The organism is Bifidobacterium vespertilionis (assembly GCF_008698145.1).
GTDB classification, from domain to species: Bacteria; Actinomycetota; Actinomycetes; order Actinomycetales; family Bifidobacteriaceae; genus Bifidobacterium; species Bifidobacterium vespertilionis.
Genome location: NZ_RZNZ01000004.1, coordinates 121,089 through 136,148, shown reverse-complemented (window position 1 = coordinate 136,148; position 15,060 = coordinate 121,089). Strand labels below are relative to the sequence as shown.

Sequence of the window (15,060 nt, the reverse complement as noted above, 5' to 3'; positions counted from 1 at the left end):
CACAGCCGCGGGAGGATGACGGATTGGCTTGCTGATTGCTGATCCGGCATGTGATCGGCGGGGCCTTCTCGAAGGGTGAGGGGCCCCGCTTGATGTATTCGTTTTCATTGCAAAGGAGCAAATATGACGCTTGGAGAGGATTATCAGGAGCCGGTCAAGGGGCGGCTGTACACGATCATTCCCGAGGACGGTGATCGCGCCAAGGCCCCAAGGCCGTTCATCGACACCCATGTCCATCTCATGAAGACGAGCCTGTACTCGTGGTTCAACCCGTCCAAGGCCGCCACCTTCGAAGGCCCATGGGACCCGCTGTTCCAAGCCGGCGACTATCTGGCGGACGATCTCGTCGACGAGCTCAAGGGATCCAACGCCAGCATCGTCGGCGCCGTGCACGTCCAGGCCAATGCGGACGATCCCGTGGCTGAAGTCGCCTTCGAACAGCAGCTCAGCGAGGACAGCGGTCTGCCGATCATGATCGTGGCCGGCGGCGACCTGTCCAGCCCGGACATCGAATCCACGCTTGAGCGCGAGGCCGATTACGCCAATACGCGCGGTTTTCGCCAGAACCTCAACATGCATCCTCATCCCCTCTACCATTACGTGGACAAGTCGTACATGGACGATCCGAACTGGCTCGCCGGCCTCGCCCTGCTGCCCAAATACCGCATGAGCTTCGACATGCAGCTGTATCCCACGCAGTTCGCGCGAGCCGCCGAAGTGATCGACGCGCATCCGGACACGCTGTTCATCATCAACCACGCCGGCATGCTGGCCGACCGCAACCTCGCCGGCTGGCGGCTGTGGAAGAACGGCCTGTACGAGCTTGGCAAACGCGACAACGTGGCCATCAAGATCTCCGGCCTGCCGTCCATGGACCACTACTGGACCATCGAAAGCATCAAGCCCGCCGTCTACACCGTGCTGGACGCCTTCGGCATCGACAAGGTCATGTTCGCCTCGAACTTCCCCGTGGACAAGCTGCACTGCTCGCTTGCCGATCTGGTGCACGCCTACGAGCGCTGCGTGGAGGACCTCTCGCAAGCCGAGCGCGATGCCCTGTTCGTGGACAACGCCCGCAGGTTCTACCGGTTCTAGCGTCCGGACGGCATCCGGATGGCATCCGGAAAGACACAGAAGGGATAAACGCCATGTCAACCGTCGAACGAGCCTCGTACAGGGGCTTTCTCAAAGCCGAAGCCACGGAGGATGACGTCGCCCGTGCCGCGGCTGCGCTCCACGAGGACGCCGAACGGCTCAAGGCGGACGATCGCGTGCTCACGGTCTGCCTGACCCGTTACGGCCGACAGCTGTTCCTCTACGTGGAGCACATCGTGCCGGAGCATCCGGCGCACAAGGCGATGGCGTCCATCACCGGCTTGCCCGCCTCCCGCGGCTGGTTCGCCGGCCTGCTCACGCCGTACCCCCAGTTCGGCGGGGATGCGGACTGGGCCTATATGCATCCGGTGTTCTGGTTTGACGAGCCCAAGGATGTCGAATCATTCCGCCGCGCGCAGGAGCCCGATGCCCGCTGCGGCCGCATCGCCCACTTCTGGCCGGACGCTGTGATCGACTATGTGCTCCACCATCAGCTCATTGCGCGCGAGGGTCTGGCCGTGGGCGACCGCTACCAGTTCATCTCCGTGCTGGACGATGTGGCTTTCAGCTACTTCGAGACCCCGCGCGATCGCGAGCAGGTCAACATCCGCCGCGAACAGGGCGAATCCAAGGAGATCCAGCGCTGGCTCGACGTGGACCCGTTCAGCCACTTCGACCACTTCGATCCCGGAACCCTCGAAAAGGACTTCCTCGTCATCGACACACTGGTTTCGGTGGGCTGAGCCGTTAAGCGGACAGCCCGGTGGGCTGTCCGTAGGCGAAGGGAGCCGCCGCCAAGGCGGCGACGGTCCGGTGTAGCCGGACGCCGGCAAGATGTCCTCTCTCGTCATCCTGAGCGAAGCGACGCGGCGGTTCCCCGTCATCCTGAGCGAAGCCCGAAGGGCGGAGTCGAAGGATCCTTAACTGTATGCACAAATTAAGGATCCTTCGACTCCGCCCTAAAGGCCTACGCTCAGGATGACGGAGGGGACTTGCCGGCTCGGTCTCAGGATGACGGAGGGGCCTTGCCGGCCTACGCTCAGGATGACCAAAAGACGGCCCACGCTCAGGACGACGAGAGGAAACCTGCCGGCTCACATCGCATGCTCGAACCGGATCACGTCCGGCTCGGCGTTGGATGTCACGAACGCCTTGGGGGTCATGCCGAACTCCCTCTTGAAGCAGCGCAGGAAGTGCGTGTACGACTTGAACCCGCACATGTGGTACACGCGCTTGGCGTTGCCGGTCTTGCGCAGCAGCTCCTTGGATTTGAGCAGCCGCTTGGTGAGCGTGTACTCGTGCAGGTTCACGCGCATGTGCTTCTTGAACTCGCGGCTCAGGTAGTACTTGTTGATGTAGAACCTCGCCGCCAGCGCGTCGAGCGAAAGGTCCTCGTCCAGATGGTCGCCGATGTAGCTCATCACGTCGCCGATCATCCGCGGCACCATCGAGCTTTCCGGCATGATGTCGTTCGTGGAGGCGAGCACGGCCTTGTTCAGCGCGATCATGAGTTCCAGGAACCGCTGCTCGTACATGATGTCGTCGCCGTACGACCGCCCGGGCTTCTCGTCTAGTCTGGCGATGTGCTCGGCCAGCATGTCCGGATCCACGCGGATCACGCGGCTCACCGGCTTGCCGTAGTGCGAGAAGCATGCGGTCAGATCGGTGGCGGGCGTGGAATGCGACTTGAGGTACTCGTCGGTCACGTAGGCGTAGGCGCGCTCATAGCTGTCCGTCGACTGCCGCACAATGTTGTGCAGGTCGTTGATGTTCACCAGGATCACGGTGCCCGGCGTGGTCTCGTACTCGTCGCCGTCAAGGTAAAAGACGCCGCTTCCCTTGAGTACGCAGTTGATCTCGTAGTAGTCGTGGTAGTGCAGCGGCATGTCCTCCTCCACGGTCTGGTTGACGTGGAAGATCTCGAAGCGGTCGGTGATCATCGGGTTGACCACCACGGCCTGCGATGCTGGCATGAAACCGGACCCCCTCGTTCAAAGCTGCGCGGATGCTGAATCCCAGTATAGCGATCGTGTCCCTCGTCCCAAGAGTGCAAGAAAAGACACTCATGGTGCAAAAGCTGCGTATTTCTGAGCGTGACGGTCCATTGCCGGACTCATACAATGAAACCATCCGCACAATGAAGTGGTTGCGCGGGTGCATCGTCTACGTAAGGAATCCATATGACCGAATCCGCACTGCCGGCCAGCCGTGAAGAGATCCGCGGGCTGATCGACCGCATGATCGACAACCTTGTGACCATCGAGGTCACCGATACCAAGGGCCTGTGGGTCAACCCGGACGGCACTGTGGTGGACGACAAAAGCTGGAAGGAATGGAACTGGCCGCAGGGCGTGGGCCTGTACGGCATCTACAAAAACTATCAGATCACCGGCAATCCCAAGGCCCTCAAAACCGTGACCGATTGGTTCGATCAGGCCCTCGCCAAAGGCACTCCGGCCAAGAACGTCAACTCCGTGGCCCCCATCCTCACCCTCGCCTTCCTCTACGAGCAAACCGGCGAGCCCAGCTACCTGCCCTACTTGAAGCAGTGGGGCGAGTGGATCTACCGCGACCAGACCCGCACGGAGGGCGACGGCATCCAGCACGTCACCCTGGCCGACGCAAACCACAACCAGCTGTGGGCGGATACGCTCGTCATGACCGTGCTGGCCCTGGCCAAGCTCGGCAAGGTGCTGGATCGTCCGGAGTATCTGGAGGAGGCCAAGTACCAGTTCCTCATCCACGCCAAGTTCCTCATGGACTCCGCCACCGGCCTGTGGTTCCATGGCTGGACCTTCGATGACCGCAACAACTTCTCCGCCGCCCACTGGGGCCGCGGCAACTGCTGGGCCACCATCGCCATCCCCGAGTTCCTCTCGCTGCTCGATCTGGACGAGCATGACGCCGTCCGCCGCTGGCTCATCGAGGTCCTCCGCGAGCAGGTCGAGGCCCTGACCCGTCTGCAGGACGAGCGCACCGGCATGTGGCACACCCTGCTTGACGATCCGGAGTCCTATGTGGAGTCCTCCGCCACGGCCGGCATCGCCTACGGCATCCTCAAGGCCGTCCATGAGCGCTACATCGATGCCGCCTACGCGCCCGTCGCCTACCGCGCCATCAAGGGTCTGATCGGCCGGATCAACGAGGCCGGCGAGGTGGGGAACGTCTCCGCCGGAACGGGCATCGGATCCGATTTCGACTACTATCGCAACATCGACGTGACACCCATGCCGTATGGCCAATCGCTGACGGTTTTGGCGTTCACGGAAATGCTGGTATCGTATTGCTAGGGCGATGTGAAACCGGTTTCACGATCGTGACAACGACGTGCAACAAGGTTGACTAACCGCATAACTGAAGATTGAATGGAATCGTCATAGACGACAGAAAGGAAGCCTAATCATGGCCTTCGATATGAACAAGTTCTCCCTGGAGGGCAAGGTCGCGCTGGTCACCGGCGCCTCCTACGGCATCGGTTTCGCCATCGCGTCCGCGTTCGCCGCGGCCGGTGCGAAGATCGCCTTCAACGACCGCACCCAGGAGGCCGTCGATCGCGGCCTCGCCTCCTACAAGGAGGCCGGCATCGAGGCTCACGGTTACGTCGCCGACGTGACCGATGAGGACGCCGTCGCCCAGCTGGTCAAGGACATCGAGCGCGATCTCGGCACCATCGACATCCTGGTCAACAACGCCGGCATCATCAAGCGCATCCCCATGCTCGAGATGTCCGCCAAGGACTTCCGCCAGGTCATCGACGTCGACCTCAACGGCCCCTTCATCGTTTCCAAGGCTGTCCTGCCCGGCATGATCAAGAAGGGCCACGGCAAGATCATCAACATCTGCTCCATGATGTCCGAACTCGGCCGCGAGACCGTCTCCGCCTACGCCGCCGCCAAGGGTGGCCTCAAGATGCTCACCCGCAACATCTGCTCCGAGTACGGCGAAGCCAACATCCAGTGCAACGCCATCGGACCCGGCTACATCGCCACCCCGCAGACCGCCCCGCTTCGCGAGCGCCAGCCCGACGGCTCCCGCCACCCCTTCGACGCCTTCATCGTCGCCAAGACCCCGGCCGCCCGTTGGGGCACCCCCGAGGATCTTCAGGGCCCGGCCGTCTTCCTCGCCTCCGACGCCTCCGACTTCGTCAACGGCCTCGTCCTGTACGTGGACGGCGGCATTCTGGCTTACATCGGCAAGCAGCCCCAGTGAGCAAATCGCGCGGCGGCGGAGCGTCTTTCGCCTTACGGCGGGCTTGACGTACCTTCGTACGCCTGCGCCCGGCGACGGCGAAAGCCGCACGCGCCGCCGCGCGATTTGTGGAAAGTGAAGTGACGGAGCGTCTTCCGCGCCTTGAAGTCGCACGCGCCGTCACCGTTTTCGGCGTGACGGGCGTCTCCCCGTCATCCTGAGCGAAGCGGAGCGGAGTCGAAGGATCCTTCGGCTCCCCTCCGCATCGGTTTTTCGTAAATGAAAGGAAACACACCCATGCGCATCGCTTTGATCAACGAGAACTCCCAGGCCGCCAAGAACGGCCTGATCTACGACGCCCTGAAGAAGGTCGCCGACGAAAAGGGCTTCGAGGTCGACAACTACGGCATGTACGCCGCCGATGACGAGGCCCAGCTCACCTACGTGCAGAACGGCATCCTTGCCGCCGCCCTGCTCAACACCAAGGCCGCCGACTTCGTCGTCACCGGCTGCGGCACTGGCGAGGGCGCCATGCTCGCGCTCAACTCCTTCCCGGGCGTGATCTGCGGTCACGTCGAGGACCCGCTGGACGCCTACACCTTCGCCCAGATCAACGACGGCAACGCCATGGCCATCCCGTTCGCCCTCAAGAACGGCTGGGGCCAGGAGCTGCAGCTCAAGTACATCTTCGAGCAGATGTGGCTCGAGGAGCCGGGCTCCGGCTACCCGAAGGAGCGCGTCGTCCCCGAGCAGCGCAACAAGAAGATCCTCGACGGTGTCCGTGAGGCCGCCTTCAAGCCGCTGGTCGACATCTACAAGGCCCTGGACCCGGAGCTGGTCAAGGGCGCCTTCGCCGGCGAGCACTTCAAGGAGCTGTTCACCGCCAACGCCCAGGATGGCGAGATCAAGGACTACGTCCTGTCCCTGATCTGATCCATCGGATCCGCCGTTTGCCGCGGATCCAATCCCGGACCGCCTTGGCGATCCACCCCGGCCGGACGCCTTCGGTTCCTTGCCGCGCCCGGCCGGACGTTTCTCTTCCCCCTGATTATTTCCTTCCCAAGGCCGACCGGTCCTGTCCACCGGTCGGCCTTTTCCTTTGCCTTTCCTTTGTCTTTGCCTGGATCGTCCCTCGACCCCGGTTCCCCAATCCGGTCCCGAATCCGCCCCGTCGCTTACGTCAATCGTTTTGCAAAGGCTGGCAACGGATGAACGATCATTAAGAAAGCTTGCTTAATCTTCACTCCCGTCACTGAAAAGTTTCGTTCCGCGACATGCGCAGCACCGCGCGATGGCAGCCGTGGGACGCAATTACAAAGGGGTGGTTGATTATGGCTGGTCTCTCATGGGTCGGCAAGAAGAGGAAGATCACGTATTGGACGCGATTCGGCTACGGCATGGGCGGTCTGCTCAATTCCGGCGCCCTCACGTTCACGCACACGTATCTGATCATGTTCGTGTCCACCGAGTGCGGCCTGTCCGCGGGTGAGGCGGCCATCATCGCCTCCGCCGCCATCTACCTGGACGCCGTGCTCGCCCCGCTCATGGGCTTCTTCTCGGACAACTTCTACGCCACCAGGCTCGGCCGCCGCTTCGGCCGCCGCCGCTTCTGGATCCTCGCCGCCATCCCCATGATGGTCGCCGAGCCGCTGATCTTCCTGGTCACGCCCTTCGGCTTCGGCTACTACCTGGTGTGCTACCTGATCTATAACGTCGGCTATTCCTTCGCGTCCACGTCCCTCGTGCCGCTCGCCATCGAGATGACCGACGACTTCCAGGAGCGCGGCTACCTGACCGGCATGAAGCGCGTCTTCGGCAACGTGACCGGCTTCCTCATGGCCGCCCTCACCGCCTTCGGCTTCGGCGTGTTCGGCGAGGACAACCCGCACTCCTACTTCATCATCGCCTGCATCAACGCCTCGATCATGATCTTCGGCCTGGTCACCCTCTACCTGAGCACCTGGGAGAAGACCGTGGACGAGGTCGCCGAGGAGAAGATCGTCAACGTGTGGGAGGGCATCAAGAAGCTCGTCATCGACGTGCTGTCCACCTTCCGCAACAAGGCTTTCCGCCGTCTGCTCTACACGTGGATGCCGTCCCAGTTCGCCGCCTCCGTGTGGTCCGCGGCCTACAGCTACTTCATCGTCTACACGCTCGGCATCACCAAGGCGTGGGCGTCCGGCTCCGAAATGCCCGGCAAGATCGTGGCGATCGTCTGCATGGCCATCTGGGTGCCGCTGCTGGTCAAGAAGGGCTTCCACAAGCCCTACTGGTTCGCGGTGATCGGCGCCGCGGTCTCCATGGCCGTGTTCGTCACCTTCGGCGTGCTGCAGTTCACCGACGCGATCCCCGTGGCCGCCGTGATGGTCGCCTACCCGATCGTCTTCTGCGTGTGGAAGTTCTTCTACGCCGGCTTCCAGTACCTGCCCGACGCGATGCTCAACTACGTGCCCGATGTGGACGAGCTCATCACCCTGCGCCGCCGCGAGGGCGTCTACTCCGCCTCCCAGCGTCTGGTCCAGCAGCTGCTGCAGGCGATCGTGACCACGGTGTTCGGCTTCGTCCTGCTCGCCTCCGGCTTCATTTCCACCAAGGGCCAGCATGTGGAGCAGCCGATCTCCGTGCCGGTCACCATCGCCATCACCCTGCTCGTGGGCTGCTGCGTGATGTTCATCCTTTCCGCTGTGCTCTCCCACTTCCTGACGCTGGACAAGGACACCTGCGCGGTGGTCACCGGCGAAGTGGAGCGCGTCAAGAACGGCGGCCTCATGAAGGACGTCAAGCCCGAGGTGCGCCGCGTGTGCGAGGACCTCTCCGGCCTCAAGTACGAGCAGTGCTTCGCGCACAACAACATCGGCTACCAGGAGGAGGAGATCACCCCCGCCGCGTGACGGTTGCGTGACGGTTGCGTGACTGTCGCGGCCGGGTGGTCGGTGCGGGTTCCGTTGTTTGCCCGATCGCCGATCGCCCGGCCGCTTCGCCGGTTGCGTTTCCCCTGGCCGTTGCGCTTTCCGCCGGCTCCTCTCTCGCCGCCCGTTGCATATACACGTATATGAAACATGCGTTGAAACGGGCCGTTGAACGTCGTTTGCATATACATGTATACGCAATGGACAGCGGAGCGGCCCATTCGGCGTCATTTTCATATACGTGTATATGCAATGTGCGGCGGGAGAGGCTGTTCAACGTCGTTTGCATATACATGTATACGCAACGTGCATTGTGGGGCGGTACTTGATGTCGTTTGCGTATTGTCGTTTGCGTATACACGTATATGCAAACGACAGGCAAACGGCGGCGGACGACAGACAGGTGGCGACGCGTGGCCGAAGAGTCGCCGGTTCGCCGTTGGTCTCGCTGCCTGATGACTGCCGCTCGACTCATGCCGTCCGCCGCCATTGCGATGCTTATTCTGTAAATTCGTTACAAAAAGTGCCGATTACGATCCCCTCGTGGTCCGTTCTGTAACGGTGTTACAAAAAGTGCGACGGGGGAGGCCGTTCGGCGTCCATTCTGTAAATCCGTTACAGAAAGTGCGTGGGGAGGTGCTGTTCCATGTCCGTTCTGTAAAAGAGTTACAGAACGAACTTGGAAGGGTACCGTCTAAGGTGCGTTCCGTAAATCTGTTACGGAAAGTGCCGCGAGGTGCGTCGTCTAAGGTGCGTTCTGTAACAATGTTACAAACCGTGCGGTAGGGTATCGGCGGGAAAGCGGCGCGGTGGGGGAATCGGTGCCGCCCGTTCGGCGTCGTTTGCGTATACATGTATACGCAACGTGCGGCGGGAAACCGTGCGGCTGGGAATCGGATTGCGATGGTCGCGCCGAAAAGTTTTCGGCTGTGCATGATGCAACAATTGGCAACGGAACGTGATCGCCGCTTGGAATCACTCTAGGCTGACTGTAGAGCAATGAAGCCAAAGTCTAGAGAGGACAGTCATGCAGCTGGAATTGATCACCGTTGGCGCACGATTCGCCGTCATCGAAATGAAGTACGCCGGCATCTGGCGCGCGGAAAATCCGTGGAAAGTTTTCGTCAATGGCGAGCTGAAAACCGAGACCGATCACATCGTCACCTACCTCGATGGTCTCGAGCCGGACACCGAGCAGATCGTCCGCTATGAGCCCGTCGCAAGCGGTGGCATGGTCGCCGCCGAGCCCGTGGAGATCGCATTCACCACCAAGCACGAATCGTTCACGCTGAACGTGCGCGATTTCGGCGCGATCGGCGACGGCGTCCATGATGACACCCAATCGATCATGGCCGCGATCATGGCCGCCCCGCGCGACGCCCGCGTGCTGGTGCCCGCCGGCGATTGGCGCGTCAAGAACATCTTCCTCAAGTCGGACATCACTCTCGACATCGCCGAGGGGGCCACCATCCGCGCCCGTCACGATCGTGAGAATCTCGCCTACCTGCCCGTCACCCAAACGGCCACGAACGCGGCGAAGGCCACGAACGCGGCCACGAACGCCGCCGAGCCCGCGAACGCCCCGTGCGACGGCTACAACGGCACTGGCCTCCTGCCCCTGGGCACCTGGGAGGGCGAATCGGTCGTCCCGATGTTCTGCGGCGTGATCACCGGCATCGGCCTTGAGAACGTGACCGTCTGCGGCCGCGGCGCGATCGACGGCGGCGCGAATCGGGATGAGGACAACTGGTGGTTCGAGCCCAAGCGCATCCGCATCGCCGCCCGCCCGCACATGGTGTTCCTGTCCGACTGCGATCACGCCACCTTCGCCGGCATCACCGTGCGCAACTCGCCCAGCTGGAACTTCCATCCCACGCTGTGCCGCGATTTCACGCTGGCCTGCGTGACGATCGAGAGCCCCAAGGTCTCGCCGAACACCGACGGCTTCGATCCGGAGTCCTGCGACGGCGTGCGCGTGATCGGCACGCATTTCTCCGTGGGCGACGACTGCATCGCCGTCAAGTCGGGCAAGATCTCCATGCCCCGATCGCTGCGCCCGGCATGCCGCAACATGATCGTCGAGCAGTGCTACATGCACGACGGCCATGGTTCGGTGGTCCTGGGCTCCGAGGCGTCCGGCGGCATCGAGAACCTCACCGTGCGCGACTGCCTGTTCGAGCGCACGGATCGCGGTCTGCGGATCAAGTCCCGTCGCGGCCGCGGCAAGGATTCGATCTACCGCAACATCCGCTTCGAGCACATCCGCATGGATGAGGTGCTCACCCCCTTCGTGGTCAACTCCTTCTACTTCTGCGACCCCGACGGCAAGACCGACTACGTGCAGACCCGCGAGCCGCTGCCCGTGGACGATCGCACGCCCAAGGTGGAGTCGCTGGAGTTCCGCGACATCGAGGCGCTCAACTGCCACGCCGCCGCCACGTGGATCACCGGTCTGCCGGAAAGCAAGGTTGGCAAGCTGGAGTTCCACAATATCCATGTCACCTTCTCTCCGGACGCCGAGCCCACCACGCCGGCCATGGCCTGCCAGGTGGAGCCGATGGTCCGCCAGGGCATCATCGCGCAGAACGTTGAGACGCTGGTGCTGGACGACGTGCGCATCGAGGGCCAGGACGGCGACGAGCTGCAGCTGACCAACGTGGACAGGGTGGTCCGCCAATGACCGGTCCGATCGCCGGGACGGCCGCCGGTCCGATCGCCGGAACGGCCACCGGGTTCGTGCAATCCTCCGGGCTCGCGCAATCTGCCGGGCTCGCGCAATCCGCCGATCCACCCACGCTCACGGTCGCCGCGGACGGTTCCGCCCGGTTCTCCACAATCGGCGCCGCGCTGGACCATCTCATGTCGCTCGACGACGGCCTTGCCCCGGCGCGCATTCTTGTGAAGCCGGGGGAGTACCGTGAGCGGCTGATCGTCCGCCGCCCGAACCTCACCATCGAGGCGGCCGGCGCGCCCCGATCGGCCCGGATCGTCTACGGGCTGGGCGGCAAAATGCCCTCACCGGACGGTCAGGGAGACAGGCGCGGCACCTTCCGCACGGCCACCGTGTTCGTGGACGCGCACGATGTGACGCTCAGGGGCCTGGTGATCGAGAACGATGCCGGCGACGGACGCGAGGTGGGCCAGGCGATCGCCCTGTATGCCGACGGCGACCGGCTCACCGTGGACGACTGCGCGCTGCTGGGCCATCAGGACACGCTGTTCACCGGTCCGCTGCCGCCGAAGGAGATCCAGCCCGGCGGCTTCCTTGGGCCCAAGCGGTTCGCGCCGCGTGTGGTGGGCCGGCAGCTGTACCGCGGCTGCCTGATCGCCGGGGACATCGACTTCATCTTCGGATCGGCGCGAGCATGGTTCGAGGATTGCGAGATCATGTCCCTCAACCGCGGCGAGGCGATCAACGGCTATGCGACCGCGGCCTCCACCCCGCAGGACGAGCCGTACGGCTACGTGTTCGATCGTTGCCGGTTCACCACGGATCCGGACGATCCGGCCGCGCCCGGTTCCGTGTATCTGGGCCGTCCCTGGCGCGATTGGGCGCGGGTGACGCTGATCGATTGCGAACTCGGCGCGCATATCCGCGCGGATGGGTGGGATGATTGGAACAAGCCCGACGCCCGCCTCCACGCCACCTTCCAGGCCATCAACCCCACCGGTCCCGGTGCCGCGCCCATGGCATGGCCCCGGTGGGCCCGCATCCTGCCCGATGCCGATCTCGCCCGATTCTCGCGCGAGTCAGTGATCGGTTTCTGACCATCGCGTCCGACTGCACGAAAGGAGTTCCCCGCATGGGCAATGCACGCATCCTCAACACCTACATCCATCAGCTCATCGAGACGAGCACGCCGGAGGCCCCCGCGTGGAACATCGAGAAGCTGCGCGCCGGCAAGCCGAACACATGGAACTACATCGACGGCTGCATGATCAAGGCGCTGCTGGATCTCCACGGCATCACGGGCGACGACGCCTACCTCGATTTCGCGGACCGGTTCATCGACCACTTCGTGCGCGAGGACGGATCGATCGCCTCGTACGATCCCAAGGCCTACAATCTGGACAACGTCAACGCCGGCAAGACGCTCTACCAGCTGTATGCGATCACCGAAAAGCCCAAGTACCGCAAGGCGATGGACACCATCTACAGCCAGCTCGAAGGCCAGCCGCGCACGGTGGAGGGCAGCTTCTGGCACAAGCTGATCTATCCGAACCAGGTGTGGCTCGACGGCCTGTACATGGCCCAGCCGTTCTACATGCAGTACGAGCTGAGCTTCCGCGACGGCCGCGGGTGCCCGGACAGTCTCCACCAGTTCGAGGTGGTGCGCGAGCGGATGCGCGACGATCGCAACGGGCTGTACTTCCACGCCTACGACGCCTCGCGCGAATCGTTCTGGTGCGATCCGGTCACAGGCCTGTCCAGTTGCTTCTGGCTGCGGGCCGAGGGCTGGTTCGCGATGGCGCTGGTTGATACCTGGGAGCTCATGCCCGCATCCATGAGCGGCGAGCGCGACATCCTGCGGCGCATGTTCCGCGAACTGATCGACGCGATGCTGCCGTATCAGGACGGGGAAACCGGCATGTGGAGCCAGGTGATCAACCTGCCGAACATCGCCCCGAACTATGCGGAGACCAGCGGCTCGGCGATCTTCGCATACGCGATCATGAAGGGCGTGCGCCTGGGCGTGCTGCCGGAGTCCTATTTCGAAGCGGGACGCAGGGCGTTCCAGGGCATTTGCGACACGAAGCTCGGCGAGGAGGATGGCCGGCTTACGCTCGACGGCATCTGCTTGGTGGCGGGCCTGGGCAACACGGACCATCGCGAGGGCACGTTCGAGTACTACATGCGCGAACCGGTGGTGCGCAACGACGCCAAGGGCGTGGCCCCGCTGGTGCTCGCCTACGTGGAGATGCTCCGGCGGGAACGTGGGGTGTGAGTCCCGGCAGCGGGTTTCATCCTGAGTGGTCTTTTCCGTCATCCTGAGCGGAGCGCGTAGCGCGGAGTCGAAGGATCCTTAACTTCATGCGTAAAGGAGCCATGACTATGCGCGGAGTATTAAGGATCCTTCGACTCCGCTGCGCTTCGCTCAGGATGACGACAGCTCCTCTTTTGCCAAGAGTTTCATTGGTTCCCAGCCTTTCCACAGGCCCCGGTGTATCCTTGGCATCGGTTAGGCACGCACCACTCAACACGAAGGGGAAGCCATGTTCCAAAGCTGCAACGGGCTCTACGCCGATGTCTCGGACACGTCCATCACCCTATTCTGGGACCAGCCCGATGAGGCCACCCCGGAGAGCATCTACCGCATCCGCTTCGACGGCCCGGAGGCCGCGAAGACCGATCGCACCCACGTCACCTTTCTGGACCTCGAACCGGACACCAGTCACGATTTCTCCGTCTGTCTGAGCGAGGAGGGCGAGTATGGCGACTATGAGCCGATGCTGTCCGGCACGTTCCGCACCCTGCCCGCCAAGCGCGCGATCGATGTGACCCAAGCCCCCTACAATGCGGTGGGCGACGGGAAGACCCTGAACACCGCGGCCATCCAGCGGGCGCTGGACGACTGCGACGCGAACAGCCGCGTGGTGGTCCCCAAGGGCACGTTCCTCACCGGTGCGCTTACCATGCACTCCGATTCCGAGCTCACCGTGCTGTTCGGCGGCACCCTGCAGGGCTCCACCGACCCGGCGGACTACGAGCCGCGCGTGCGCACGCGCTTCGAGGGCGTGGAGACCGAATGCTACCGCAGCCTGATCAACGTAGGCCGGATGGACCACGATGCCAGCTACACCACGCGCAACGTGACCATCAGCGGCGAGGGGTCCATCCTTGGCGGCGGTCCCGAGCTCATGCACGCCACGATCGATCTGGAGCGCGAGCGCATCAAGGACCAGCTCGCCGCCATGGCCGACTACATCGCCACCTGCGAGAACGAGAATACGATCCCCGGGCGCGTTCGCGGCCGTCTGATCAACGTGGCCAATGCGCAGAACGTGACGATCAGCGGACTCACCTTGGGACAGGCTCCCAGCTGGAACCTGCAGTTCATCTACTCGGATACGATCGTCACGCACAACTGCGCGTTCACGTCCGTGGGTGTGTGGAATGGCGACGGTTGGGATCCCGACTCCTCCACGAACCTGTGGCTGTTCGACTCCCGCTTCGACACCGGCGACGACATGGTGGCCATCAAATCGGGCAAGAACCCGGAGGGCAATGCGGTGAACCGTCCCACCAGGCATGTGCGCATCTTCGACTGCTCGGCCACGCACGGCCATGGCATCGCGATCGGATCGGAGATGAGCGGCGGCGTGGAGGACGTGAAGGTGTGGGACGTGGACATCGCCAAGTCCTGCTACGGCTTCCACATCAAGGGCACGCCCAAGCGCGGCGGCTATGTGCGCAATGTCACCGTGCGCGACTGCGAGCTTGCGGCCATCACCATCCATGCGGTGGAGTACAACGACGACGGCGAGCCGGGCCCCGACCAGCCGGTGTTCGAGAACTTCCGGTTTGAGCGCGTGAAGGTGCTTGGCCGCCATTGGGGTGAGGGCGATGGCGAAGTCCATCCCACCACGGCGGTGCTGGTCCGCGGCTTCGCCAAGCCTGGCCACGAGGTGCGCGACGTTGTGCTGCGCGACGTGACGCTGGGCGGGGTGAAGGATGGCTCCGGGCTTGTGGAGATGGCGTACGCGCGCAACGTGACCATGGAGAACGTGAGCTCCCTGGCCACGGACACCCTGCCGGCCGGGGAGAATCCGCTGCAGGGGCGGTAACCGGCGGTCTGGGCGGGCAACGTTTGGCATCGCGCTGCATGATCGCGTGCGGCCGCGTTAGGCTCGGAAACAGTCCGCAATC

11 protein-coding genes are annotated in these 15,060 nt (G+C 63.3%); 10 read left to right on the top strand and 1 reads right to left on the bottom strand.

Annotated features, from left to right (window positions below):
* Positions 1–123 precede the first annotated feature (123 nt).
* The gene (locus EMO90_RS04330; protein ID WP_150353403.1) at positions 124–1,095 is read left to right on the top strand and encodes an amidohydrolase family protein; all 972 of its coding nucleotides are present in this window, start codon (positions 124–126) and stop codon (positions 1,093–1,095) included.
* A 53-nt stretch (positions 1,096–1,148) separates the two neighbouring features.
* A complete protein-coding gene (locus tag EMO90_RS04325; RefSeq protein ID WP_150353402.1) occupies positions 1,149–1,838 on the top strand; it encodes a hypothetical protein in 690 nt (229 codons plus the stop codon).
* Positions 1,839–2,189: 351 nt separating this feature from the next.
* On the opposite strand, the gene EMO90_RS04320 is transcribed toward EMO90_RS04325, so the two are convergent.
* Positions 2,190–3,068, bottom strand: a complete 879-nt coding sequence (locus tag EMO90_RS04320; RefSeq protein ID WP_150353401.1) for an AraC family transcriptional regulator — start codon at positions 3,066–3,068, stop codon at positions 2,190–2,192.
* A gap of 207 nt (positions 3,069–3,275) precedes the next feature.
* On the opposite strand from EMO90_RS04320, the gene bglB reads away from it, so the two are divergent.
* The 8 genes from bglB to EMO90_RS04280 all read left to right on the top strand — a co-directional run bounded on the left by bglB (position 3,276) and on the right by EMO90_RS04280 (position 14,978).
* Entirely contained in the window at positions 3,276–4,385 is a 1,110-nt protein-coding gene (gene bglB, locus EMO90_RS04315) for a beta-galactosidase BglB (protein ID WP_150353400.1), read from the top strand.
* A 112-nt stretch (positions 4,386–4,497) separates the two neighbouring features.
* Positions 4,498–5,304: a gluconate 5-dehydrogenase gene (locus EMO90_RS04310; protein ID WP_263390666.1), complete on the top strand. Its 807-nt coding sequence runs from the start codon at positions 4,498–4,500 to the stop codon at positions 5,302–5,304.
* Between the two features lie 276 nt (positions 5,305–5,580).
* Positions 5,581–6,216, top strand: coding sequence for an RpiB/LacA/LacB family sugar-phosphate isomerase (locus EMO90_RS04305; RefSeq protein WP_150353399.1), 636 nt, complete (start codon positions 5,581–5,583; stop codon positions 6,214–6,216).
* Positions 6,217–6,614: 398 nt separating this feature from the next.
* On the top strand, positions 6,615–8,174 hold the full coding sequence (locus tag EMO90_RS04300) for an MFS transporter (protein ID WP_190971937.1): 1,560 nt from the start codon (positions 6,615–6,617) through the stop codon (positions 8,172–8,174).
* Positions 8,175–9,219: 1,045 nt separating this feature from the next.
* A complete protein-coding gene (locus tag EMO90_RS04295; RefSeq protein WP_150353397.1) occupies positions 9,220–10,872 on the top strand; it encodes a glycoside hydrolase family 28 protein in 1,653 nt (550 codons plus the stop codon).
* Positions 10,869–11,960, top strand: a complete 1,092-nt coding sequence (locus EMO90_RS04290; protein ID WP_150353396.1) for a pectinesterase family protein — start codon at positions 10,869–10,871, stop codon at positions 11,958–11,960. The genes EMO90_RS04295 and EMO90_RS04290 overlap by 4 nt, the downstream gene beginning before the upstream one ends.
* A 35-nt stretch (positions 11,961–11,995) precedes the next feature.
* Positions 11,996–13,138 carry a glycoside hydrolase family 88/105 protein gene (locus EMO90_RS04285; protein WP_150353395.1) on the top strand — a complete coding sequence of 381 codons (1,143 nt, stop codon included), beginning with the start codon at positions 11,996–11,998 and terminating at the stop codon, positions 13,136–13,138.
* Between the two features lie 268 nt (positions 13,139–13,406).
* A complete protein-coding gene (locus EMO90_RS04280) occupies positions 13,407–14,978 on the top strand; it encodes a glycosyl hydrolase family 28 protein (RefSeq protein WP_150353394.1) in 1,572 nt (523 codons plus the stop codon).
* Positions 14,979–15,060: the final 82 nt, after the last annotated feature.